20 protein-coding genes, 1 tRNA gene and 3 pseudogenes are annotated in these 22,110 nt (G+C 62.1%); 16 read left to right on the forward strand and 8 right to left on the reverse strand.

From position 1 onward, the window contains the following. Window positions 1-2: 2 nt before the first annotated feature. The gene (locus tag PSH87_RS03630; protein ID WP_305432586.1) at window positions 3-1,322 is read right to left on the reverse strand and encodes an OprD family porin; all 1,320 of its coding nucleotides are present in this window, start codon (window positions 1,320-1,322) and stop codon (window positions 3-5) included. Window positions 1,323-1,548: 226 nt separating this feature from the next. On the opposite strand from PSH87_RS03630, the gene PSH87_RS03635 reads away from it, so the two are divergent. The 4 genes and pseudogenes from PSH87_RS03635 (at window position 1,549) to PSH87_RS03645 (ending at window position 3,931) form a co-directional block, all read left to right on the forward strand. After that, window positions 1,549-1,881 carry a DUF2790 domain-containing protein gene (locus tag PSH87_RS03635; protein WP_017738103.1) on the forward strand — a complete coding sequence of 111 codons (333 nt, stop codon included), beginning with the start codon at window positions 1,549-1,551 and terminating at the stop codon, window positions 1,879-1,881. Window positions 1,882-2,076: 195 nt separating this feature from the next. Further along, window positions 2,077-2,715, forward strand: a pseudogene (locus PSH87_RS28755) (PAS domain-containing protein); the annotation flags it as partial. Window positions 2,716-2,871: 156 nt separating this feature from the next. Beyond that, window positions 2,872-3,303 (forward strand): annotated as a pseudogene (locus tag PSH87_RS28760) (methyl-accepting chemotaxis protein); the annotation flags it as partial. A 52-nt stretch (window positions 3,304-3,355) separates the two neighbouring features. Next, a complete protein-coding gene (locus tag PSH87_RS03645; RefSeq protein WP_305432590.1) occupies window positions 3,356-3,931 on the forward strand; it encodes a flavin reductase family protein in 576 nt (191 codons plus the stop codon). A gap of 3 nt (window positions 3,932-3,934) precedes the next feature. Here PSH87_RS03645 and PSH87_RS03650 read toward each other — a convergent pair whose 3' ends face one another. Next, entirely contained in the window at window positions 3,935-4,819 is an 885-nt protein-coding gene (locus PSH87_RS03650) for a LysR family transcriptional regulator (protein WP_305432591.1), read from the reverse strand. Between the two features lie 121 nt (window positions 4,820-4,940). Here PSH87_RS03650 and PSH87_RS03655 point away from each other — a divergent pair, with 121 nt between their 5' ends. After that, window positions 4,941-6,284, forward strand: a complete 1,344-nt coding sequence (locus tag PSH87_RS03655) for an MFS transporter (protein WP_370695311.1) — start codon at window positions 4,941-4,943, stop codon at window positions 6,282-6,284. 153 nt (window positions 6,285-6,437) lie between these two features. Here the strand turns inward: PSH87_RS03655 and PSH87_RS03660 are convergent, their stop codons facing one another. Continuing rightward, a complete protein-coding gene (locus tag PSH87_RS03660; protein WP_017738100.1) occupies window positions 6,438-7,247 on the reverse strand; it encodes an AraC family transcriptional regulator in 810 nt (269 codons plus the stop codon). 138 nt (window positions 7,248-7,385) lie between these two features. Here PSH87_RS03660 and PSH87_RS03665 point away from each other — a divergent pair, with 138 nt between their 5' ends. Continuing rightward, the gene (locus PSH87_RS03665; RefSeq protein WP_305432593.1) at window positions 7,386-8,024 is read left to right on the forward strand and encodes a LysE family transporter; all 639 of its coding nucleotides are present in this window, start codon (window positions 7,386-7,388) and stop codon (window positions 8,022-8,024) included. A 44-nt stretch (window positions 8,025-8,068) separates the two neighbouring features. Next, window positions 8,069-9,163 carry a D-alanine--D-alanine ligase gene (gene ddlA, locus PSH87_RS03670; RefSeq protein WP_305432594.1) on the forward strand — a complete coding sequence of 365 codons (1,095 nt, stop codon included), beginning with the start codon at window positions 8,069-8,071 and terminating at the stop codon, window positions 9,161-9,163. Here the strand turns inward: ddlA and pgeF are convergent. The 5 genes from pgeF to PSH87_RS03695 all read right to left on the reverse strand — a co-directional run bounded on the left by pgeF (window position 9,153) and on the right by PSH87_RS03695 (window position 13,584). Then, window positions 9,153-9,863, reverse strand: coding sequence for a peptidoglycan editing factor PgeF (pgeF, locus tag PSH87_RS03675; protein WP_305432596.1), 711 nt, complete (start codon window positions 9,861-9,863; stop codon window positions 9,153-9,155). The genes ddlA and pgeF overlap by 11 nt on opposite strands. 25 nt (window positions 9,864-9,888) lie before the next feature. After that, on the reverse strand, window positions 9,889-11,718 hold the full coding sequence (gene ggt / locus PSH87_RS03680) for a gamma-glutamyltransferase (protein WP_305432597.1): 1,830 nt from the start codon (window positions 11,716-11,718) through the stop codon (window positions 9,889-9,891). Window positions 11,719-11,754: 36 nt separating this feature from the next. Continuing rightward, on the reverse strand, window positions 11,755-12,534 hold the full coding sequence (locus PSH87_RS03685; RefSeq protein ID WP_305432598.1) for a PhzF family phenazine biosynthesis protein: 780 nt from the start codon (window positions 12,532-12,534) through the stop codon (window positions 11,755-11,757). A gap of 153 nt (window positions 12,535-12,687) precedes the next feature. Then, window positions 12,688-12,764, reverse strand: a tRNA-Met gene (locus tag PSH87_RS03690). A 268-nt stretch (window positions 12,765-13,032) separates the two neighbouring features. After that, window positions 13,033-13,584 carry an RNA polymerase sigma factor gene (locus PSH87_RS03695; protein ID WP_305432599.1) on the reverse strand — a complete coding sequence of 184 codons (552 nt, stop codon included), beginning with the start codon at window positions 13,582-13,584 and terminating at the stop codon, window positions 13,033-13,035. 263 nt (window positions 13,585-13,847) lie between these two features. Between PSH87_RS03695 and PSH87_RS03700 the strand changes: the two are divergent. The 9 genes and pseudogenes from PSH87_RS03700 to sctS all read left to right on the forward strand — a co-directional run bounded on the left by PSH87_RS03700 (window position 13,848) and on the right by sctS (window position 22,100). Beyond that, window positions 13,848-14,909: pseudogene (locus PSH87_RS03700) on the forward strand (HrpJ domain-containing protein). 1 nt (window position 14,910) lies between these two features. Beyond that, window positions 14,911-17,004, forward strand: coding sequence for a type III secretion system export apparatus subunit SctV (gene sctV / locus PSH87_RS03705; RefSeq protein ID WP_305432600.1), 2,094 nt, complete (start codon window positions 14,911-14,913; stop codon window positions 17,002-17,004). 37 nt (window positions 17,005-17,041) lie between these two features. After that, on the forward strand, window positions 17,042-17,944 hold the full coding sequence (locus PSH87_RS03710) for an FHA domain-containing protein (protein WP_305434248.1): 903 nt from the start codon (window positions 17,042-17,044) through the stop codon (window positions 17,942-17,944). After that, complete coding sequence (locus tag PSH87_RS03715) at window positions 17,941-19,299, forward strand: FliI/YscN family ATPase (RefSeq protein WP_305432601.1); 1,359 nt, start codon at window positions 17,941-17,943, stop codon at window positions 19,297-19,299. The genes PSH87_RS03710 and PSH87_RS03715 overlap by 4 nt, the downstream gene beginning before the upstream one ends. Then, a complete protein-coding gene (locus tag PSH87_RS03720; protein ID WP_305432603.1) occupies window positions 19,286-19,714 on the forward strand; it encodes a YscO family type III secretion system apparatus protein in 429 nt (142 codons plus the stop codon). The genes PSH87_RS03715 and PSH87_RS03720 overlap by 14 nt, the downstream gene beginning before the upstream one ends. Further along, window positions 19,711-20,169, forward strand: coding sequence for a type III secretion system HrpP C-terminal domain-containing protein (locus tag PSH87_RS03725; protein WP_305432604.1), 459 nt, complete (start codon window positions 19,711-19,713; stop codon window positions 20,167-20,169). The genes PSH87_RS03720 and PSH87_RS03725 overlap by 4 nt, the downstream gene beginning before the upstream one ends. Beyond that, window positions 20,166-21,179 (forward strand): FliM/FliN family flagellar motor switch protein, encoded by a 1,014-nt coding sequence (locus tag PSH87_RS03730; protein WP_305432605.1) that lies wholly within the window; start codon window positions 20,166-20,168, stop codon window positions 21,177-21,179. The genes PSH87_RS03725 and PSH87_RS03730 overlap by 4 nt, the downstream gene beginning before the upstream one ends. After that, window positions 21,176-21,829, forward strand: coding sequence for a type III secretion system export apparatus subunit SctR (sctR, locus tag PSH87_RS03735; protein WP_257780757.1), 654 nt, complete (start codon window positions 21,176-21,178; stop codon window positions 21,827-21,829). The genes PSH87_RS03730 and sctR overlap by 4 nt, the downstream gene beginning before the upstream one ends. A gap of 7 nt (window positions 21,830-21,836) precedes the next feature. Further along, window positions 21,837-22,100 carry a type III secretion system export apparatus subunit SctS gene (gene sctS / locus PSH87_RS03740; RefSeq protein WP_014716816.1) on the forward strand — a complete coding sequence of 88 codons (264 nt, stop codon included), beginning with the start codon at window positions 21,837-21,839 and terminating at the stop codon, window positions 22,098-22,100. The last annotated feature ends 10 nt before the right edge of the window (window positions 22,101-22,110 follow it).

Below are 22,110 nucleotides of genomic sequence, written 5' to 3' on the forward strand. Positions count from 1 at the left end.
CCTTAGAGAATCGCCAGCGGGTATTCGGCAATCAGGCGCACTTCTTCCAGGTCCGACTCGAATGCACTGGACCGCACCGTGGCCTGGCGCAGGCGCAGCGACAGGTCTTTCAAGTGGCCACTTTGCACCACGTACTTGGCCTCGATGTCGCGCTCCCAGCGGCGTTGATCGGTCAGCGGGTCGCCTGCTGCATCGCGGCGCATGTAGACCGCGTTGGCGTTGCTGTAGTCGGCACCGGTGCCTTTGCCGTAGCGGGCCATGAACGACAGGCCGGGAATGCCGAATGGCTGCATGTCCAGGTCGTAGCGCACCATCCACGAACGCTCCTTGGGTGAGTTGAAGTCGCTGTACTGGATCGAGTTGTTGAGGAAGATCGAGTCCGACTGGCGCAGGTAATCGAAATCGTCATCGCCGTTGTTGCGCTGGTGCGACACGGCCAGGCTGTGGGCGCCGATCTTTACGCCGAGCCTGGCGCTCCAGATGTTGTTGTCGAACTCACCCAGCAGCTTCTTGCCCTCATCCACCGCCTTGTAATAGTTGAAGTCGCCGAACAGCGAAACCTCATCGTTCAGCGGGTAATTGGCCGCACTGCCGAAGTAGTACTGGTCCCACGCGTCCTTCAAGCGGCTGCTGTACACACTCAGGCTCAGGTGTTTGTTGAGTTGGTAATCACCGCCGAAATAGCCGATCCACGGTGAATCAACCTCTCCCGCATAGAACGTCGCAAAGCCTTTGTTCATGCCGCTTTCGGTGGGCTGGCTCATGCCGCTCAAGCGTCCGCCTTGCAGGCTCAGGCCCTCCAGGCTGGTGTTTTGCGCGGTCACGCCACGAAAGCTTTCCGGCAACAGCCGCGAGTCGCCGTACGCCACTACTGGTGTGAGCGGGAACACGTCACCGGCCTTGATCACGGTGTCCAGCACGCGCAGTTTTGCGGCGCCGCCGAATTTGCTGTAGCCGGATTCCGGATGGTTGTCGCTGTCCACCGGCAGCACGCCGAACGAGCCCTTGCCGCCGCTGCGGCCGGTGCCCGAGTCGAGCTTGAGGCCATACATGGCAAACGCGTCCAGGCCAAAACCGACCGTGCCCTGGGTAAAGCCGGATTCGAATTTGCCAATGAACCCCTGCGCCCAGGCTTCGGAATAGCCATTGCCGGTGGGGCTGGACTGGCCCTTGCGGTCATCGCGGTTGAAGTAGAAGTTGCGTGCCAGCACATTCACGCTGCTGCCTTCGATAAAACCTTCGGGCTGGTCTTCCACGGCCACGGCGGCCAGGGGCAGCGCGGCGAGCAATGAAAAAGGAAGGATGTAATAAGTACTGTGCATGTTGCGCTCCTCGGTGTTGGCAGTGATCAGCTTCTTATATGAGGTGGGCGTTCTTATTGATGTGGCCCGGGCTGATAGTTGCAAATGACAGATAACCGCGAAGTGGCACGCAGATTACAATTCTGGAATCTCACGCTCACCTAACAAATAAGTAATGTTCTGGTGAACATCGCGTCAGGGTTCGCTCGTTACGCTGGGCACTCAACTTTGAGACGAGGAACGTGTGATGAACTTTTATAAACTTGGCCTGGGTGTATTGGCGGCCGTCTTGTCGTTCGGTGCCTTGGCCGAAGGCGGCGGCGACCGTACCTTTGCCTTGATGATGGAGCGCAATGAAAAGGTCATGGCCGATTACGCCGCCCGCAACGGCAAGCCCGCGCCCGAGGTGCAGGCGTATCGCTATGGCATGCCGCTGGATATCGCCAAGGTGGTCAGCGTGACGCCGCCGATTCGCAGCTGCAATGCCGTGCCTTCGCGCATGACCTATGAAGACTCCACCGGCAAGCTCAACACCATCGAATATCAAGTAATGGGGATGTGCCGAAACAATGGCGGCTGATGGATCCAAAAATATAGTTGGGCCTTGGGCTAAAGGGCTCTTCAGAAAAGCTCGGCAGGGCCGATGCAGGTCAGATCCTTCTCTCCAATTGACCATCGGTGCCCCATGTTCAACACCCGCTTGAAGCAGGAGCTGTCCGCTCTTCGCGAAGAACTGTCCAGCTTGCAGCAGGTCAAGGAGAGCCTGGAAAGCGAGATGTTGTGCCTGACGCTGGACCCCCAGGGCCGTATCGACTGGGCCAACGGCAACTTCCTCAAGGAAATGGCCTACCCGAGCGGCCAGCTGCAAGGCCGCGCCATTGGCGACCTGGCGCCAGCACATGTAAAGCATGACGAGTTCCAGCAGCGCTTCAACAATGCACTGACGCGGGGTGAGCACTTCGCCGGTACGGTGCGCCTGCTGCGTGGCAATGGCGAGGAAGCGTGGCTGCGCTCGATCGTGCAGCCGGTGCGCAGCTCCGATGGGCGGATCAAGCATTTTTCCATCTTCTCCAGCGACCTGACCCGCACCATCGAGGCGTCGCGCGAGCATGAAAACCTGATCACCGCGCTGGTGCGCTCCACCGCCGTGATCGAGTTCGACCTGGGCGGGCACGTGCTCACCGCGAACGATCGTTTCCTTGGCGGCATGGGTTACAGCCTGGCGCAGATCAAGGGCAAGCATCACCGCATGTTCTGCGAACCGGAGGAATACAACAGCGCCGAGTACCAGAACTTCTGGAAACGCCTGAACAACGGCGAGTTTGTCGCGGCGCGTTTCAAACGCGTCGACAGCCATGGCCGCACGGTGTGGCTGGAAGCAACCTACAACCCGGTGCTGGATGCCACCGACCGCCTGTACAAAGTGGTGAAGTTCGCCACGGTGATTACCGATCAGGTCAATCAGGAACAAGCGGTGTCCGACGCCGCCAACATCGCCTACAGCACCTCGCTGCAAACCGACAACAGCGCCCAGCGCGGCACCACGGTGGTGACCCAGGCGGTGGACGTGATGCGCGACCTGGCCCAGCACATGCAGCAGGCCGGCGAAGGCATCGAGGCGCTGAATGCCCAGTCCCAGGTGATTGGCAGCATCGTCAAGACCATCAGCGGCATCGCCGAGCAGACCAACTTGCTGGCGCTCAACGCGGCCATCGAAGCGGCACGCGCCGGCGAGCAAGGCCGTGGTTTTGCGGTGGTGGCCGACGAAGTGCGGCAATTGGCCTCGCGTACCAGCAAGGCCACCGAGGAAATTGTCGGCGTGGTGCGTCAGAACCAGGACATGGCCCGCGAGGCAGTGGCGCTGATGACCGATGGTCGCCTGCAAGCCGAGCAAGGCCTGGCGTTGGCGGCGGAAGCGGGCTCGGTGATCGTCGAGATTCAGGACGGTGCGCAGAAGGTGGTCAGCGCTGTAGGACAGTTCGCCAACCAACTGTCGAGCTGAGGCTAGGGCTCAGGTATCGTAGGCGCTTTCCTGCTTGAAGAGCCGACTGTCCATGAGCCCTATCCACCGTCGCCCCGTTCCGCTGTCCAAAGCCTACCGCTTGCTCAATCACGGTCCGACCGTGCTGGTCAGCGCGGCGCATAACGGCCAGCGCAATATCATGGCCGCCGCCTGGGCGATGCCGCTGGACTTCGAACCGCCGAAAGTCGCCGTGGTGCTGGACAAGTCCACCTGGACCCGCCAGTTGCTGGAAGGCAGTGGCACCTTTGTGCTGCAAGTGCCGTGCGTGGCCCAGGCCGATCTCGTACAGACCGTCGGCAATACCTCCGGCAGCGAGACTGACAAATTCGCCACTTACGGCCTACAGGTGTTCAACGGCGAACACTCCGACGCGCCACTGCTGGAAGGCTGTGTGGCCTGGCTGGAATGCCGCTTGCTGCCCGAGCCGCACAATCAGGAAACCTATGATTTGTTTCTCGGCGAAGTGGTCGCGGCGTATGCCGACGAGCGCGTGTTCAGCGAAGGCCATTGGCACTTCGAAGGGCATGATTCACTGCGCACCTTGCATCACATCGCGGGCGGTAACTTCCTGACGATCGGCGAGCCGATTACCGGGCGCCAACTCTAAGCCCTACCAGCGCGCGTTTGCCAACGCCTCGGCAAACGCCACCAACTTCGGCGAATACTGGCGAGACGGCGGATACACCAACGAAATAGCCCGGCTGCGCCCGGCGAAGTCCTCCAGCACCGGCACCAGGCGCCCGGCGGCCAGGTCGTCGCGCACCGCAAAATCCATTACCTGGGCGATGCCAAAACCGCCCACGGCGCCATCCACCAGCGCGTCGCCGATATCAAAGATCAGCCGCCCTTCGACGCTCACGTCCTGCACCTTGCCATCGAGCATGAACTGCCAGTCCACCATGCGTCCGCTGCGCAGATTGCGCACGGTGAGGCAGTGGTGGTCCTTGAGCTCATCGACGCTTTGCGGTGTGCCGAAACGGGCGAGGTAGGCGGGGGCGGCGACGGTGACCCAGCGCAACGGCGCCAGGGTGCGGGCGATCAGGCGTTGGTCCTGGATCTCGCCGGTACGCAGCAAGGCATCGAAGCCTTCGTCGACGATGTCCACCAGGCGGTCGGTCATCACGGCTTCGATGCGCAGCTCGGGGTAACGCAGGGTCAGTTCGCCGATCACCGGCATCACCACCTTGCGCCCGAACAGCGACGGCGTGCTGATCTTCAACAGGCCCGACGGGCTGCCACGGCGGTCGAGCATCAGCTTCTCGGCCTCGGCCAATTCCGCCAGCAACGGCGCGCAGCGCTCGTACAGCATCTGCCCGTCGGGCGTGAGGCTGACGCTGCGGGTGTTGCGTTGCAGCAGGCGCACGCCCAGCTCGTTTTCCAGGCGTGAGATGGCCCGTGAGAGCCCGGATTGCGTCAGCCCCAAGTCGCCGGCGGCGCGGGTGAAGCTGCGGGTTTCGGCCACGCGGACCAACAGGCGAACAGCGTTCAGATCCATGATTAAAGTCATTACTGAAAGAGTGATAGCGCTATTTATCATCTATCGCGCATAAAACACACTCGCCGTACTTCATTTTGGACAGGACGCTGTGATGTCTTCCTCTCGACCCTCTGGCTGGATGCTGGCGCTGTTGGCCACCGCCCAACTGATCATCGCCCTCGATGCCACCATCGTGTTTGTCGCCTTACCGCAGATCGGCACGCACCTGGACTTTTCCGCGCAGCAATTGCAGTGGGTGGTGAGCGCCTACAGCGTGGCGTTCGGCGGCTTCCTGCTGCTGGGTGGGCGGGCCACGGATCTGCTCGGCAAGCGCCGCTTGTACCGGACCGGGCAGGCGCTGTATGCGTTGGCGTCCCTGGCTGCCGTGCTGGGTGGCAGCGCGATGTTGCTGGTGCTGGCGCGGGCGGTGCAGGGCGTGGGCGGGGCGCTGTTGTTTCCGGCGACGCTGGCGTTGATCAACACCCATTACGCCGAAGGGCCTGAGCGCAACCGTGCGTTTGCGGTGTGGAGCGCGGCGTCGGCGGCGGGGCTCGCGCTCGGCGCCTTGCTGGGTGGCGTGTTGACCCAAGTGTGGGGCTGGGAGGCGGTGTTCCTGGTGAATGTGCCGTTGGCGGGTGGCTGCGCCTGGGCGGCGCGTTACTGGATTCCTGCCGACGGCGCGCGGGCTGCTGGGCGCAACTTTGATATCAGTGGCGCGCTGACGGTGACCGTCGGCGGCACCTTGCTGGTGTTTGCCCTGGTGCAAGGCCCGGATTGGGGCTGGACGGCGCCGTCGACCCTCGGCTGCATTGCCCTCGCGGTGGCGCTGCTGGGGCTGTTCGCCTGGATCGAACACCGCGGCCGCGACCCGCTGATGCCGCTGCGATTGTTGGCCTACCGCGAACTGCGCATGGCCATGGTGCTGACGGCGGTATTCATGAGCAGCTTTGGCGTGCAGTACTACTTTCTCGCGCTGTATTACCAGCAGGTCTACGGCTACAGCGTATTGCAGGCGGGCCTGGCGTTTTTGCCGGCGACCCTGGTGTGCACGTTCGGCATCTGGCTGGCGGAGCGCTCGCTGGTCAGGATTGGACTTCGCAACACGCTGGTCAGCGGGCAATTGGCGGGGGCCGTGGGCATCGCGCTGGTGTGCTGGGCATTACCGACGGGCGTGGGATTCTGGTCGCTGCTGCCGGGGATTTTTATCTTGAGCGTCGGCCAGGGCATGACGTGGACGGCGATGTGGGTGGCGGCCGGCTTGGGTATCCGCCCGGGCGAGCAGGGCGTGGCGGCGGGGATGGCGTCCACCAGCCAGCAGATTGGCGGGGCGCTGGGGTTGGCGGTGTTGGTGTCGGTGGCGAATGCTGGTGGGATTGAATGGGCGTTGTGGTGGAGTGCGGGGATTGCGCTGGTGGGGGCGGTGGTGGCGGTTGGGCTTAGGGAAAGCAGTATCAAGTCGAACTCAACTTTTGAGGCAATCTAGATATCAATGTGGGAGCTGGCTTGTGTGGGAGCCGGGCTTGCCCGCGATGCAGGCACCTCGGTGTATCAGTGATACGGGGGTGATGCTATCGCAGGCAAGCCAGCTCCCACACAAGCCAGCTCTCACATTGAATGCATTCCAAGTCTTGTACTGTCAGCGCCCCAGCATCTTCACCCAACGCGACGGCGGCATGCCGTAGGTGCTGCGAAACTGCCGGGTCATATGGCTCTGGTCAGTAAACCCGGCCGTCATCGCCGCATTCACCAACGATTGGCCCTGGGCCAGCAGGCTGCGCACCAGGTCCAGCCGACGCATGGTCAGGTAGCGGTAGGGGCTGGTGCCGAACAACAAACGAAAATCCCGCGACAACGCCCAGCGGTCGCGGCCGGCGTGTTCGGCCATTTCGTCCAGGGTGATGCTGCGGCCCAGGGCGCTGTGGATAAATTCCCGCGCGCGTTCGGCGGCGATGTAGTCGAAGCTCTTGCGGCTGGTGATCACGCCGGAGGCCTCGCTCAGGGCTTGCGCCACGTCATACATCGCGTCCTGCTCTTGCAGCGGATCAATCGGGCAATCCAGGCTTTGCAGCAGCACTTCGCTGGCGCGGAACAGGCGCGGGTCGGTGGTATGGCCGCAGGGGATGAACGGCAATGGCTTGCCGCCGAGGATCTGTTGGATCAGCGCCGGCTCCACGTAGATCATGCGGTAGCGGAAGCCTTCTTCGCTGCTGGCGCGGCCGTCGTGGGTTTCGTCGGGATGAATCACCATGGTCGTGCCGGGCAGGCTGTGGGTCATGCAGCCGCGATAGTGAAAGCTCTGCACGCCGAACAACGTTCGGCCGATGGCGTAGGTGTCATGGCGATGGGGGTCGAACGCGAAGCCGGCAAAGTACGCCTCGATACGGTCCATACCGCTGGCATGCGGGGCGCGGTGCATCCAGTCGAGGGGGGAGATGGGATTGCCCATGGTGGCTTGTCACACAGTGAGGTGGAAACACGTTAACCGAGTCTGCGCTGCCAGTCTGCCGGGGTCTTGTACGATTGTGCAAGGCAGGGGCGAGGCCTATGATCGCCGTTCGTGCCTTGCGCTGATGGAGTCGCCCCCATGGATGTTCTCAACCCCGCCTATGTGGCGCCCCTGGTCTCGCTGGCGCTGCTGTGGACCGTGGCAGTGGTGACACCCGGTCCCAACTTTTTCAACACGGCGCAGCTGGCCGCCAGTTGTTCGCGCCGTCATGGCGTGGTGGCCTCGGCGGGTGTGGCCACCGGTACGATCCTGTGGGGGCTGGCGGGTGGCCTGGGCATCAAGTCGCTGTTTACCGCCGCCCCTATGCTGTACCTGGCATTCAAGATTATTGGTGGCTGCTACCTGATCTACCTCGGCTTGAAACTGTTCAAGCGCTCTGCCCCGGCCATGGGCCAGAACCTGCTGCCGGACGCGCCTCGGCGCTCGCTGTTCTCCGCGTGGCGCCTGGGGTTGCTGGGCAACCTGTCCAATCCCAAGGCGGCGCTGTTTGTCGCGACCATCTTCGCGTCCACCATGCCGCCTTCGCCATCGCCGATGTTGCTGACCCTGGCGGTGCTCACCATGGCCACCTTGTCCTTCAGCTGGTATTCCTGCGTGGCCCTGGTGTTTTCCAGCGAGCGCATGGCCAACCTCTACAGCCGTTCGCGCAAATGGCTCGACCGCTTTGCTGGCAGTTGCTACCTGTTGTTCGGCGCACATCTGGTAGCGAATCGCTGACGGCCCGTGGTAAGAAGCCATACTTTCAACAGTGAGGCTGGGTCATGAGCAAGGTGCGCGTAGGGATTATTTTTGGTGGTCGTTCGGCCGAGCACGAAGTGTCGTTGCAATCGGCGCGCAATATCGTCGACGCCCTTGATCGCACGCGCTTCGAGCCGGTGCTGATCGGCATTGACAAGGCCGGCCACTGGCACCTCAACGACACCTCGAACTTCCTGATTAACCAGGAAAACCCGGCCTTGATCGGCCTCAACCAATCCAACCGCGAACTGGCGGTGGTGCCGGGCAAGGCCAGCCAGCAACTGGTGGAAACCTCCGGCGGCGACCTGCTGGCCCATGTCGATGTAATCTTCCCCATCGTCCACGGCTCCCTGGGCGAGGACGGTTGCCTGCAAGGCCTGCTGCGCATGGCCGACCTGCCATTTGTCGGCTCCGATGTGCTCGGCTCGGCGGTGTGCATGGACAAGGACATCAGCAAGCGCCTGCTGCGCGATGCCGGGATTGCAGTCACGCCGTTCATCACCCTGACCCGTCGCAATGCGGCACAGACAAGCTTTGATACGGCGGTGAACACGCTCGGTCTGCCGCTGTTCGTCAAGCCGGCCAACCAGGGTTCGTCGGTGGGGGTGAGCAAAGTCGGCAACGAAGCCGAGTACCACGCCGCCGTCGAACTGGCCCTGGGCTTTGATGAAAAAGTGCTGGTGGAATCCGCTGTCAGCGGCCGTGAAATCGAATGCGCCGTGCTGGGCAATGACAACCCCATCGCCAGCGGTTGCGGCGAGATTGTGGTGAGCAACGGTTTCTATTCCTACGACAGCAAATACATCGACGACCAGGCCGCCCAGGTGGTGGTGCCGGCGGCGATCAGCGTCGACGCCAGCGAACGTATCCGCCGCTTGGCCATCGAGGCGTTTGAAGTGTTGGGTTGCGCGGGGCTGGCGCGTGTCGATGTGTTTTTGACCGACGACGGCGAAGTGCTTATCAATGAAATCAACTCACTGCCCGGCTTCACCCGCATCAGCATGTACCCCAAGCTGTGGCAGGCGGCGGGGATGAGCTACAGCGAACTGGTGAGCCGGTTGATCGAGCTGGCGTTGGAGCGGCATGCGGGGCGCAAGGGGTTGAAGATCAGTCGGTGATGGCTCTACGAGCAATCCACGAATACAACAACGTCCTCACCTCCTCCGGGTGATGGGTCCTTCTGCGGTAGCTGGCAAACGCCGGCGACGTGCAGTAAGTGCAGACCGCGCTGACCTCTACCTGCTCGCGCCGAACGCCGGCCGCGTGCAACAGCATCAGCGCGTAGGCGCTCAGGTCGAACCACGCGCTGCCGGTTTGGCGCGCATGGGGCGGTGCGATCTTCGGTGGCAGCAACGGCGCCGGTTGGGCAAAACGCCACAAGTGACCCTGATCGGCCTGGAACTGCGCGATAAAGTCGGCGCTCACCTCATAACAGCAGGGCTTGATCGACGGGCCGATAGCCACTTGCAACTGCTCGGCGCCAATCCCGTCCTCGGCAAAACGCTGCACGGCATTGGCGATGATCCCGGCTTGCAGGCCTTTCCAACCGCCATGCACCGCCGCCACTTTCTCGCCGTTGTGGGCGGCGATAAGGATGGGCAGACAGTCGGCCGTAATCACCGCGATCGGCTGCTGCGAGCCGGTGAACACACCGTCGGCCGGCACTGTATTGCTCGGCTGATCCGCTTGCCAGTCGATCACGGCGGCGCTGTGCACCTGCTTGCAGATAAACACGTCATCCGGGCACTGCGGGTCATTGATCGTACAAAAACCATGATCGACGCCAACGAGGGCGCCGAGGTTGTCTGCCTGTTGCACGGGGTTGTCTCCATCGCTAAAAGTTTCAGTCGCCGAGGGCTTCGCCTTCACGTCGAGGGTCCGCGCCGCCACTGAGTGACACTTTGCCCTGGGCATCGCGGGTGCGCACGATGGCCTGCACGCCACTGGTCATATCGATCTCGCTGAGGGCATGGCCCTTGTCTTTCAGGGCCTGTTTCAACCCTGGGCTGAACAGGCCCGCTTCCAGTTCGGTAGCGCCATTGCGGCTGCCAAAGTTGGGCAGGCTGATGGCCGCTTGCGGGTCGAGTTGCCAGTCGAGCATCGCCACGAGCGACTTGCTCACGTACTCGATGATCTGCGAGCCGCCCGGCGAGCCGACGGTGGCCAGCAACTCGCCGCTGTGGCGGTCGAATACCAGCGTCGGCGCCATGGCCGAGCGCGGGCGTTTGCCGGGCTCGACGCGGTTGGCTACGGGCTGGCCGTTTTCCTCGGGGATGAACGAGAAGTCGGTCATCTGGTTGTTGAGCAAAAAGCCCTGGACCATCACATGGGCGCCGAATGCCGCTTCGACCGTGGTGGTCATCGACACGGCACCGCCCTGGTCGTCCACCGCCACCACTTGCGAGGTGGAGATGCGCAGCGGCGAGCGGTCTGGGGCGTACGCCACTGCGATGCCCGCTGGTGTGCCGGGCTTGGCGATGCCCATGCTGCGTTCGCCGATCAAGGCGGCGCGTTTGGCCAGGTATTCAGGGGCGACGAGACCGGCGAGCGGCACGGGAACGAAGTCGGCATCGGCCACGTACAGCGCGCGGTCGGCGAACGCCAGGCGGCCGGCTTCGGAGAGCAGGTGCACGGCCTCGGGCGTCGGTTCCAGGCCGGCCGGTGAGGCGCTCTTGCGCGGTGTCATCGGCGCGATGGCCTGTTGCGGGTTGCGCGCTTGCAGCGCCTGCAGGGTGCCGAGGATCTGCGCGATGGCAATCCCGCCCGACGACGGCGGCGGCATGCCGCAGACTTTCCATTGCTTGTAGTCGGTGCACAGCGGCGCACGCTCTTTGGCGCTGTAGCCTTGGAGGTCCGCCTGGGACAGGCTCCCGGCGTTGCCGTGGCCCTGCACCTTGCGTGCGATTTCAGCGGCAATCGGCCCGTGGTACAGCGCGTTTGGCCCTTCCTTGGCGATGCGTTGGAACACGGCGGCCAGCGCCGGGTTTTTCAATAGCGTGCCGGTGGCCTTGGGCGTGCCATCGGCATTCAAGAAATACGCCGCCATGTCCGGCGACTGCGGGATGTAGCGGTCAGCGGCAATCAGCGCGTGCAGGCGCGGGGAAATCGCAAAGCCCTGCTGCGACAAACGAATCGCCGGCTCGAACAGCGTAGCCCAGGGCAGGCGCCCGCTCTTTTCGTGGGCCATTTCCAGCGCGCGCAAAACCCCCGGCGTGCCGACGGAACGCCCGCCGATCTGCGCCTCGGCAAACCCCATCGGCGTGCCGTCGGCCCTCAGGAACAAGCGCTCGGTCGCCCCGGCCGGTGCGGTTTCGCGGCCGTCATAAGCGTGCACGTTCTGGCCGTCCCACAGCATGATGAATGCACCGCCGCCAATGCCCGACGACTGTGGCTCCACCAGGGTCAACACGGCCTGCATCGCAATCGCCGCGTCAATCGCCGAACCGCCTTGGCGCAGCATCTCGCGCCCGGCTGCGGCGGCCAGTGGGTTGGCGGCGGCGGCCATGTGGCGTTCGGCATGCCGCAGCGTGAGGTCGCTGCGGTAGCCCGAGCCCAGCTCCGGTGCCGGTGGTTGTTCGGTGACTGGGCTGTGGCAGGCGGCCAGGGTGAGGGTCGCAGCCAAGACCGACAACGGCCGGCGATAAATCGAAAACACGCGCTGAACTCCGTTCATTTTGAGAATGATCTGTTGTCCTTGGGGCTTGGTGTTTTACAGGTAAATCGTGCCTTGCAGGTAGAGCACGGCGTTGCCCGAGATGATTACGCGGTCGCCCTGGAGCTCGCAGCGCAACTGGCCACGGCGCTTGCCGCCTTGTTCGGCGGTCATTTGCTGCTTGCCCAGGCGCTCGGCCCAGAACGGTGCCAGCGAGGTGTGGGCGGAACCGGTGACCGGGTCTTCATTGACGCCCACGTTCGGCCCGAACCAGCGCGAGACAAAATCGAACCGCGCGCTTTTGGCTGTCACGGCGATCCCGCGTTTGGGCAGGCCCTTGAGGCGGGCGAAGTCCGGGGTCAGCGCGGCGACCTGGGCTTCATTGTCCACCAGCACGATGTAGTCATCGGTGCCGAAGACTTCGGCGCGCTCGATGCCCAGCGCGCTCAACATCCCCGCCGGCGGCTCGCAACGCTCCGGGCGCTTGGCCGGGAAGTCCATCGCCAGCTCGTCGCCATTGCGTGTCACCCGCAGCTCGCCGCTGCGGGTGGCAAAGCGCAGCACTTCGGGGGCGTCCGCCAACTGGTGGATCAATACCCAGGCCGCTGCCAGCGTGGCATGGCCGCACAGGTCCACTTCGACTTCCGGGGTAAACCAGCGCAGCTCATAGATATCGCCACGCGGCACGAAAAACGCGGTCTCCGAGAGGTTGTTCTCGGCGGCGATGTTGTGCAGTTGTTCGTTGGGCAGCCATTCGGTCAGCGGGCAGACGGCCGCCGGGTTGCCGCCGAAGGTGTGTTGGCTGAAAGCGTCGACTTGGTAGATGTCCAATTTCATCGGGGGCGCTCCGTGTGGGGGAGGCAGGACACTAACAGTGGGTCAGTGGGGGCGTCGACGTACAGATGGCGGATTTTTTTGAACGCATGTGTGCGGTACTTTTCCGCAGGCATAAAAAAACGGCCTACCTTTCGGTAAGCCGTTTTTAGTACTTGGTGGCTACACAGGGACTTGAACCCCGGACCCCAGCATTATGAATGCTATGCTCTAACCAACTGAGCTATGTAGCCAAGTGGCGCGCATTATTCGCGGAGAACGGGAATGCGTCAAGCGTTTATTTTTAATTTTTATCTACGCTTTCAACTGTTTAAGCGAAATAGGCTGAATCCGCGACGAGTGGCGCGGTGGGCGTTGATGTTTCTGCGCTGAAGAATTCAGGTGGAGGGCGCGGTTTTTCGGTGGGGGGCGATCGACGAGGGGCGCGGTGATGGCCCCTTGGTGCCGTTGGCGTGTGACCCGGTTGGGCAGATATCCCTGTCGCCCAACGCGTAGCCTTACTTAGGGGTGTCGCGAGTTATGGGTGACGCGCTTGAGTTGTTCGCGCGCTCGCGATAGGCGTGAGCGAACGGTGCCGATCGGGATGTCCAGCACGTCGGCGGTGTCCTGGTAGCTGCCGTCGGTTTCCAGCGAGGCGTATAACGTTTTGCGCATTTCTATGGGCAAGTGATTGATAGCGCTCAGGGTATTTTCCAGGCGGCGGTTGATTTCAAACTCCCAGTCCAGGCTGTTGTTTTCTTCCTGGCCATGCCACAGGGACTCGTCGAATTCACAATGGGCGGGCTTGGCATACAGGCGCCGGAAGTGATTTCGGATCAGGTTCTGCGCGATGCCGCACATCCAAGTGCTGAGCGTCGCGCTGCCATTGAAGCGCTCGCGATTGCGCCAGGCTTCCAGGTAAGTCAGTTGCAGAAGGTCATCCGCATCTTCTGGGTTGAGCACCCGTTTGTGAATGAAGCGCCGGAGTTTTTTCTGTTGATCGTCTGTCAGGTGGAGCATGAAGTGAGGCGAACGGCCACCGAGGTGAACTAAAGCTTCAATTGGGATATTCATGATTTTTTCCTCAATGTAGACGCAGTCGAAATGTATCGACGAGAGCCTGATTGCACTGCTTGTGCCAAAGGGGGAAAGTCATGTAACCAATTGATTTATATAAATAAATATCTTGAATTGAAGCGTTTTTGTGCAGTCTCTGGCACGTGAGGAGGCGGGGCGTTTGCAAGTATTTTCAAACTTGCAGTGGCGTTGAATCTCGATGGAACCAGATGGCTAGGCTTCGCCACACAGGGAAACACTCTTTCTGCTCTGGCCTGCCCATGAAAGTCGAATCCCCTAGCGATGTGCAAACAGTCCAGCACCTGGATCAACGCGTTGTCAGCAATGCCTCCGTGCCCGCGCCGGTAAGGGGGGTGGATGAGCTGGCCCATCTGTTCAATCAGGAAGTACAACTCAATAAGCTCCCTCTGGACCAGCGGCATATGGGGGTGCGCGTGCCTCCGGCTGAACAGATGGTGCAGCTGTACGACCAGCTGGGTCATCCGGCCCAGGCGAGCATGGCCGCGGTTTCGCGTCGACTCAGGATGCAGTTGCTGAAAAACGCGAATGTCGGCAAGTTGCTCGAAAACGCAGGCGGGGATCCGGCTCGTGCGTTCGTGGTGCTCAAGCATATGGCGGCTCAGGCGGACACTGAGGTACGTAAGTATGAGGCCGCCCTGGCACGCGCAGCGCTTGCCAAGCTGGCAGCCCGCTTCAGAGGCGAGATTCAGGCTGGCCTGAACATTGCCCTCTCATTGCAGGCGGCCTGTGTTGATCCACAGGAGTGCCAAGCGCTACGGTCGCTCTACTACGCCAGTGTGGTCACGCGCCAATCCCTGGCGACGATGATGCAAGCCCTGCTGGGGTGTGTATGGCGGCGAACGTTTCCATGAGGGGATCAATGTGATGCGTAAAGCCTTGGCGGACGATATCGCCGCCAAGGTCTCATCGATGCCCACATCATTGTTGCGCTCCTTGCTGCTGGGCCTGCGAAGCTGTGGGCAGTTGGGTGGCGTGTTGGCCGGTTGCCTGGCGTTGAACCTGCGACTGGGTATCGAGCAGGACGCCGTTCCCCTGCTGCAGCGCCTGCTTGGCTACGCCGGCAGCGGTATCGCCGCCGAGGAAATCCTGAGGTTGGGGGACGAGCTGGGGGGGGGGGGGCGCCCTCGAGGAAACTGCCAGCTCTCAATGCGCTTTACCCTCTGCTCCGGCAGCTGCCTTTGGCCTTATGGCCTGACGGTAGGGTCCGTGAGGAAGCCTTGTTCAGCTTTATAGTGGTGATGGACGAGCTGAACCGGCTCGACGGTGGAACCCAGCGTTTTCCTGCGATGGCGGGGATCTGAGGTGACCCTGCTGTCAACCATCAACGGCATGTTGCTCAAAGTCGCACAGCGCGCCGAAGTGCTGGGCGCCGTAGTCGTCATGGCCATTGTCTTTATCTTTATCGTGCCACTGCCGACCTGGCTGGTAGATATTCTGATTGCGCTCAATATCTGCATATCTTGCCTGCTGATCGTGCTGGCGCTTTATCTGCCTGGCCCTCTGGCATTCTCGTCGTTCCCGTCGATTCTGTTGTTGACCACCATGTTTCGGCTGGCCCTGTCGATCGCGACCACACGCCTGATCCTGTTGGAGCAGGACGCCGGTGATATCGTCGAGGCGTTCGGTAATTTCGTGGTGGGGGGGAACCTGGCAGTAGGGATGGTGATCTTCCTGATCCTGACCCTGGTCAACTTCCTGGTGATTACCAAGGGTTCGGAGCGGGTCGCCGAGGTCGCGGCGCGGTTCAGCCTGGATGCCATGCCGGGCAAGCAAATGTCGATCGACAGCGATTTGCGTGCCGGGCTGATTGACGGCATTCAGGCGCGTGACAAGCGCGATCAGCTGTCGCGTGAAAGCCAACTGTTCGGGGCCATGGATGGCGCCATGAAATTCGTCAAGGGCGATGCCATCGCCGGGTTGATTATCGTCGTGGTGAACCTGTTGGGAGGCTTTTCCACGGGCATGTTCCAGCACGGCTTGAGCGCTGCCGACTCCATGGCGTTGTACTCGGTACTGACCATCGGTGATGGCCTGATTGCACAGATTCCCGCGCTGCTGATCTCCCTGACTGCCGGCATGATTATTACCCGCGTGGCGCCGGACGGGCGCAAAGGCATCACTAACATGGGCGCCGAAATTGCCCGGCAAATGACCAGCGAGCCGAAAAGCTGGGTGATTGCGTCGGTGGGGATGCTTGCGTTTGCTGCAGTACCTGGCATGCCGACCCTGGTGTTTATCCTGATTGCGCTGATAACCGGCAGCCTGGGTTACTTCCTGGTGCGCCAGCGTGCTCGACAGGAAAAGCCCCCCAATGAAGCCGCCACCGCCGTGCGCCCCGAAGAGAACGGTAAAGAGGACTTGCGCGGATTTGATCCGTCGCGCCCCTACCTGTTGCAGTTTTCCCCCGTCCTGCGCGGGACACCCGAAGTGACGGATCTGATTCATGGGATTCGCCAGGCCCGAAACTCGCTGGTCGCCAACATTGGCCTGACATTGCCGCCGTTCGAAGTCGAACTCGATGACGCCCTGGCCGACGATGAAATGCGTTTTTGCGTGCATGAAGTGCCCATGGTCAGGGCGTCGGTGGTTGCCCGTGTGGCCGTTGCGCGAAACGCGCTGACGGTTGAGCCTGAGCACGCCATACCGGGGCTGGTCGAGCGGGATGAACAGGATTGGCTCTGGCTGCCTCCTGATGATCCGCTGCTTGATGATCCGCAACTGGAGCGCTTCACCGCCACGAGCCTGATTATCGAGCGTATGAAGCAGGCAATGATGCTCAGCGGGCCACAGTTCCTGGGGATTCAGGAGAGCAAGTCGATCCTGAGTTGGCTGGAGCAAAACCAACCGGAGCTGGTGCAGGAACTGCAGCGCATTATGCCGCTGTCGCGTTTTTCAGCCGTGTTGCAACGCCTGGCCAGTGAAGGTGTACCCCTGCGGGCGGTGCGGCTGATCGTCGAGTCGTTGATCGAATACGGGCAGCATGAACGTGAGCCGGAAGCCCTGGCCGACTATGCGCGCATTGCCCTCAAGGCGCAGATCTACCACCAGTACAGCGAGGACGACGGCCTGCATGCGTGGCTGTTGTCGCCACAGAGCGAAAACATCCTGCGCGAAGCCCTGCGCCAGACCCAGACCGGGGTGTTCTTTGCGTTGGGCGAGGACCACAGCGCGGCGCTTATCAGCCTGCTCAATCAGGCCTTTGTCTTAAGGGCCAAGACCAAAAGCGTGATGTTGGTGGCGCAAGACTTGCGCAGCCCCTTGCGCACCTTGTTGCTGGAAGAGTTCAACCATGTGCCGGTGCTGTCTTTCGCTGAGTTGGGGAGCAGCTCCAAGGTCAAGGTGTTGGGGCGCATTGACCTTGGTCAGGAAGCGTTGATGCGGGGTGCAGCGGCATGACCCCGCGGCCATGGTCGGTTGGAAGGAGGGCTTGATGATGTTTGAGTTGCGGGTGCTTGATGGGCTGCGGCAGGGCGCCGCGTTACCGTTGTTCGGCGAACAGTGGAGCATCGGTGCCCAGGCAGACGCTGACTTGGTGCTGAGCGATCCAGAGGTTGCCGAGCATCATGCTCTGCTGCGGTTTTTCGACGCCAACTGGTCGGTGCAGGCCCAGGCGCAGTTGGTGTACGCAGCGGATGGCCAAGCCATGGCGCAGATCCCGCACCTGGCGTTGAACGTTCCCTTCCTGGTGGGCGGCGTACGTCTGTGTGTGACCTTGGCGGAGCAGCCGTGGCCTCAGCCACCGGCCCCGGTATCCGTAGCGTCGTCGTCATCGCCGGATGAACCGGCGCGGGCGCTGAAGTTATCGTCCATCTCACCCATCCAGCAAAAGCGCTTGATTAGCCTGGTGCTGGTGATGGCGGTAATCATCGCGGTGGTGGGCATGGCCTCCACAGGGGAGCACGAGGCGCAGGCTTCCCTGATGCCCGCGGTGGTGAACAAACACGAATTGGCTTCACCGTTTGACGTGCGCCAGCAGTTGCTGAAGATGCTCGGCGAGCGTGAGTTGAGCCAGCGGATCAGCTTGCAAGTAATCAATGGCCAAGTTGTGCTCAGTGGGGGCGTGTCCCAGGACGATGTGGAGTTGGTGGCGCGGATGCTCAGTCGTTTTGGTGAGCAATTTGACAGCGCGGTACCGGTAATAAGCCGTGTGCGTGTGCGCGATGATGCATTGCCGTTCAGGATTGTGCAGATCGTCGGCGGGCCAAACGGTCACGTGGTTCTGGAGGAGGGCAGCCGACTCTTTGTTGGCGATCAGGTGGAAGGGCTGCGCCTGGTACTGATCGACAACAGCAAGGTGGTGTTTGATGGCACGCAGCGTTACGAGGTGCACTGGTGAGTACGCCATTGCACGTGCGCCTCGACGCCTGGCAACAGCGTCAGGCCCAGGCGCTGAGCAGCTTTGCGCCGGTGGCGATGCGCGGTCGAATCCAGCGCGTCAACGGCATGCTGTTGCAGTGCCGGCTACCTCAAGCGCGCATCGGCGACTTGTGCCGGGTCGAAAAAACGCCGGGTGACTGCATGCTCGCCGAAATCATCGGCTTCGATCAGCAGGATGCGGTGCTCAGTGCCCTGGGGAATCTGGAAGGCGTGCGTGTGGGGGCCAGTGTCGAGCGCCTGGGTGTATCGCATCGGGTGCAGGTCAGCGCAGCGCTGTTGGGCCAGGTGCTGGATGGTTTCGGACGGCCGATCACGGGGCTGGGGGCCAGTGCGTTTGTCGACGCCGAGCTGCCGGATACCAGTGCGGTGTTGTGCGAAGCGCCGTTGCCCACCGAGCGGCCGCGGATCAACCGTGCGCTGGCTACCGGAGTACGTTCCATCGATGGATTGATGACGCTCGGTGAAGGCCAGCGCGTCGGTCTGTTCGCCGGGGCCGGCTGCGGCAAGACGACCCTGTTGGCCGAGATCGCCCGTAACGTCGAGTGTGATGTCATCGTGTTCGGCCTGATCGGCGAGCGGGGTCGGGAATTGCGCGAGTTTCTCGACCATGAGCTGGATGACCAACTGCGCGCCAAAGCGGTACTGGTGTGTGCCACCTCTGATCGCTCCAGCATGGAGCGCGCCCGCGCCGCGTTCACCGCCACGGCATTGGCCGAAGGTTTTCGGCGCAAGGGGCAACGGGTGTTGCTGCTGATCGACTCCCTGACCCGTTTCGCCAGGGCCCAACGCGAAATCGGCCTGGCTGCCGGCGAACCCCTGGGACGCGGTGGCCTGCCACCTTCGGTATACAGCTTGCTGCCACGCCTGGTTGAGCGCGCCGGGTTGACCCGCGAGGGTGTGATCACGGCCATCTACACCGTGCTGATCGAGCAGGACTCGATGAGTGACCCGGTGGCCGATGAAGTACGTTCGCTGCTCGATGGCCATATCGTGCTGTCACGCAAATTGGCCGAGCGTGGGCACTATCCGGCGGTGGATGTGCTGGCCAGCCTTTCACGAATATTGACCAACGTCGCCGAGCCTGAAGATATCCGCGCGGGTACGGCGTTGCGACGTTTGTTGTCGGCCTACCAGCAGATCGAGCTGATGCTCAAGCTGGGGGAGTACCAGCCTGGCAGCGATGCCCTGACTGACCTGGCAGTGAACAGCCGCCAGGCGGTGGACGGTTTCCTTCGCCAGGATTTGCGTGAGCCCACGCCGATGGCGGCCACGCTGGAGCAACTCAAGGAGCTGACGGCCTATGTCCCATTCTGATGTGCTGCTCGGTGAAGTGGAGACGCTACGGCGTCTGCGCAGGCACAGGGCCGATCGGGCCGAGCGTGCCCTGCGTGAGGCGAAACGAGAGCAGCAGGCCCTGCTTGTTCACATCCGGCAGGCCCAGGATGCACTTGAACACACGCGGCAGGAGGAGGCCCGGCAAAGCGCTCAGTTGCTCAGCCAGCACCAGGGCCAGACGCTGACCTTGAAGGGCCTCAAATCCTGGAGCGCACAGGAACGCTCTTTATCCGCCAGTACCCAGCGTGAAGAAGGGCAACTCGAGGCGTTGCGCAACCAACGGACAGAAAAGGAAAACCGGGTTGGCAGTGCCCAGAAACAGGCCACCGAATGCCTGCGGCAGGTGGAAAAGCTTCAGGAGCTCTCTCTTTTACTGGCACAGGAGTCGACATGACCCAGGTAGCAAATAAACCCACTGAGCGTCCACGCCTGCGTGAACCACGGGATGAGCGTGAACCGGGCGCGGCGGGCGTAGTGCCCTGGGAGCAAGGGCGACTGTTCGCACGGTTGTTTGCTGATGAGCGGGAGGGCGGCGGAGCGGGAGCCTCCTTATCGGCGAAAAAATCAGCAGCGGGTGTCGCCCAGATCGAAGCGCTCGCCGAACAGCTGGGGCCGCGTGTGTTGGCCGGTTCGCAGTGGCCGTTGCAGGCGGTGCTGTACTTGCCACGCCTGGGCCGGATCAACGCCAGCGTGCGCCGGGAACAAGGCGCCTGGGCCATTGAGCTGGAGGCGGAACACGACGCCACTGCGCGCTGGCTCAGCGGCGTACGGCAACAATGTGAGGACCGCTTTGCGCAAACGCTGGGGCTGCCGGTCAACCTGGTTCTGCCAAACGTCGGTAAACCATGATCGTACCGATAGTGACATTGCCTTCGATCAAGGGTGACGTGGTTGCCGCACGCCACCGACTGGGCCGCGGCCTGCACCTGCCGTTTCAGGTCGCGGGGCAGGCCGGTGAGTTGCGGCTCGAACCTGGGCGTCCGCCATCTGGCGGCGAATCGCTGTGCTTCGACACGCAATGCGGTGTGCTGGCGCTCGCTAAGGCAGGGCCGTTGCTCAGCCTGCTGGGGGAGTGTCCGGTGACCTTTGCAGGGGCCGGTGACGACCCGGACTCCTGGTTCTGGACGTTGTTCCAGTACCACCTGAGCCCCGATGTGCGAGCGCTGTTGGGTTACGTGCGATTGCTCCATACCAAGCGCCCGACAGGCTTTGGCTGCCGCCTCACCGTGACGCTGGGTGAATCCTGGGTTGAGGGCTATGTGTGGCTGAGCCCCGAAAGCTTTTTGGCGTTGCACGGGGCGGGGGCCTGGCGGGCCACGGCTGCGCCGCTGCCGTTGTCGTTTCAACTGGCAATTGCCGTGACCCTTGGGCGGTTGCGGGTCCCGATCCTACAGGCCAGCGGCCTGCGAGCCGGCGATGTGCTGGTGCTTGAACAGAGTTTTTTCCAGGCCCGCGGCAGCGGTTATGTGCCGGTCGGCAGAGCGCGCCTGCATGGCAGCATTGACGATGACGCCGGGTGCTTGCGTTTCACGCTTACTTCTATCGAGGACACATCCGTGGACGAAGACTTAGCTGTACCTCATTACGCGGGCCCGGAAGACGATGAACCCGTCATGGATGTATTCGGCCCTGAGCCGTTCGATGAGTTGAGCATGACACTGAGCGTGCGCTGCGGAACATTGAACCTGACCCTGGGGGAGTTGCGTAACCTCGCGCCCGGTTCGGTGCTGGGCATTGCCGGTTTCGCCCCCACGATGGCGGGCCTGTATTACGGCGATCGGCCCATTGGCCAGGGGCAGTTGGTGGAGGTCGACGGACGCCTGGGGTTGCAGTTGTCCCGGGTGGTGTTCGGTCGATGATACTTCAAGGGCTGGACCCGATAGTCCTGGCGATATTTCTGGGGGCGCTGTCGTTGATGCCCATGCTGTTGGTGGTCTGCACAGCCTTCTTGAAAATCGTGATTGTGCTGATGATTACCCGCAATGCCATCGGCGTACAACAGGTCCCGCCGAGCATGGCCATCAACGGAATCGCCCTGGCGGCCACCCTGTTTATCATGGCGCCGGTGGGGTATGAGATCGCCGAGAGCGTCAAGGCTTCGCCCCTGGACATGAGCAACGTGCAAACGTTTCTGGATACCGGTAATGAGGCCATCAAGCCCTTGCGCGCCTTCATGCTGCGCAATGTGGACGCGGATGTGCTGACCCATCTACTGGAAAACACTGCACGTCTGTGGCCTGCGAAAATGGCGCAGGAGGTCCAGCGAGAGGACCTTATCCTGCTGATTCCGGCCTTTGTGCTATCGCAATTGCAGGCGGGGTTCGAGATCGGCTTCCTGATCTACATCCCCTTCATCGTGATCGACCTTATTGTTTCCAACCTGCTGCTCGCGCTGGGCATGCAGATGGTCTCGCCGATGACTATTTCCCTGCCGCTCAAGCTGTTGCTGTTCGTGCTGGTGTCTGGCTGGTCGCGGTTGCTCGACAGCCTGTTCCTTTCCTATCTCTGAGAGGCGTATGGAACCTATCGTGCTATTCAAGCAAGGCATGTTGCTGGTGGTTGTGCTGTCGGCGCCGCCGCTGATCGTGGCGGTGGTGGTCGGGGTACTGACCTCCCTGGTACAGGCGTTGATGCAGATCCAGGACCAGACATTACCCTTCGGCATCAAACTGGTGGCAGTGGGTGTCACATTGATCCTGACAGGCCGCTGGATTGGCGTGGAGTTGATCCAGCTGATCAACCTGACGTTTGAAATGATCGGCCGTTCGGCCCTGAACTGAGGCCTGGCCT

It is taken from the genome of Pseudomonas sp. FP453, from assembly GCF_030687495.1.
Classification (GTDB): domain Bacteria; phylum Pseudomonadota; class Gammaproteobacteria; order Pseudomonadales; family Pseudomonadaceae; genus Aquipseudomonas.

Coding starts and splice junctions, on each gene's coding strand:
- PSH87_RS03730 (WP_305432605.1), top strand. CDS start 20,166: ATGATCGTACCGATAGTGACATTGCCTTCGATCAAGGGTGACGTGGTT.
- PSH87_RS03650 (WP_305432591.1), bottom strand. CDS start 4,819: ATGGATCTGAACGCTGTTCGCCTGTTGGTCCGCGTGGCCGAAACCCGC.
- sctS (WP_014716816.1), top strand. CDS start 21,837: ATGGAACCTATCGTGCTATTCAAGCAAGGCATGTTGCTGGTGGTTGTG.
- PSH87_RS03725 (WP_305432604.1), top strand. CDS start 19,711: ATGACCCAGGTAGCAAATAAACCCACTGAGCGTCCACGCCTGCGTGAA.
- PSH87_RS03665 (WP_305432593.1), top strand. CDS start 7,386: ATGGATGTTCTCAACCCCGCCTATGTGGCGCCCCTGGTCTCGCTGGCG.
- PSH87_RS03635 (WP_017738103.1), top strand. CDS start 1,549: ATGAACTTTTATAAACTTGGCCTGGGTGTATTGGCGGCCGTCTTGTCG.
- sctR (WP_257780757.1), top strand. CDS start 21,176: ATGATACTTCAAGGGCTGGACCCGATAGTCCTGGCGATATTTCTGGGG.
- PSH87_RS03630 (WP_305432586.1), bottom strand. CDS start 1,322: ATGCACAGTACTTATTACATCCTTCCTTTTTCATTGCTCGCCGCGCTG.
- PSH87_RS03655 (WP_370695311.1), top strand. CDS start 4,941: ATGCTGGCGCTGTTGGCCACCGCCCAACTGATCATCGCCCTCGATGCC.
- PSH87_RS03645 (WP_305432590.1), top strand. CDS start 3,356: ATGAGCCCTATCCACCGTCGCCCCGTTCCGCTGTCCAAAGCCTACCGC.
- PSH87_RS03660 (WP_017738100.1), bottom strand. CDS start 7,247: ATGGGCAATCCCATCTCCCCCCTCGACTGGATGCACCGCGCCCCGCAT.
- PSH87_RS03695 (WP_305432599.1), bottom strand. CDS start 13,584: ATGAATATCCCAATTGAAGCTTTAGTTCACCTCGGTGGCCGTTCGCCT.
- ddlA (WP_305432594.1), top strand. CDS start 8,069: ATGAGCAAGGTGCGCGTAGGGATTATTTTTGGTGGTCGTTCGGCCGAG.
- ggt (WP_305432597.1), bottom strand. CDS start 11,718: ATGAACGGAGTTCAGCGCGTGTTTTCGATTTATCGCCGGCCGTTGTCG.
- PSH87_RS03710 (WP_305434248.1), top strand. CDS start 17,042: ATGTTTGAGTTGCGGGTGCTTGATGGGCTGCGGCAGGGCGCCGCGTTA.
- PSH87_RS03720 (WP_305432603.1), top strand. CDS start 19,286: ATGTCCCATTCTGATGTGCTGCTCGGTGAAGTGGAGACGCTACGGCGT.
- PSH87_RS03685 (WP_305432598.1), bottom strand. CDS start 12,534: ATGAAATTGGACATCTACCAAGTCGACGCTTTCAGCCAACACACCTTC.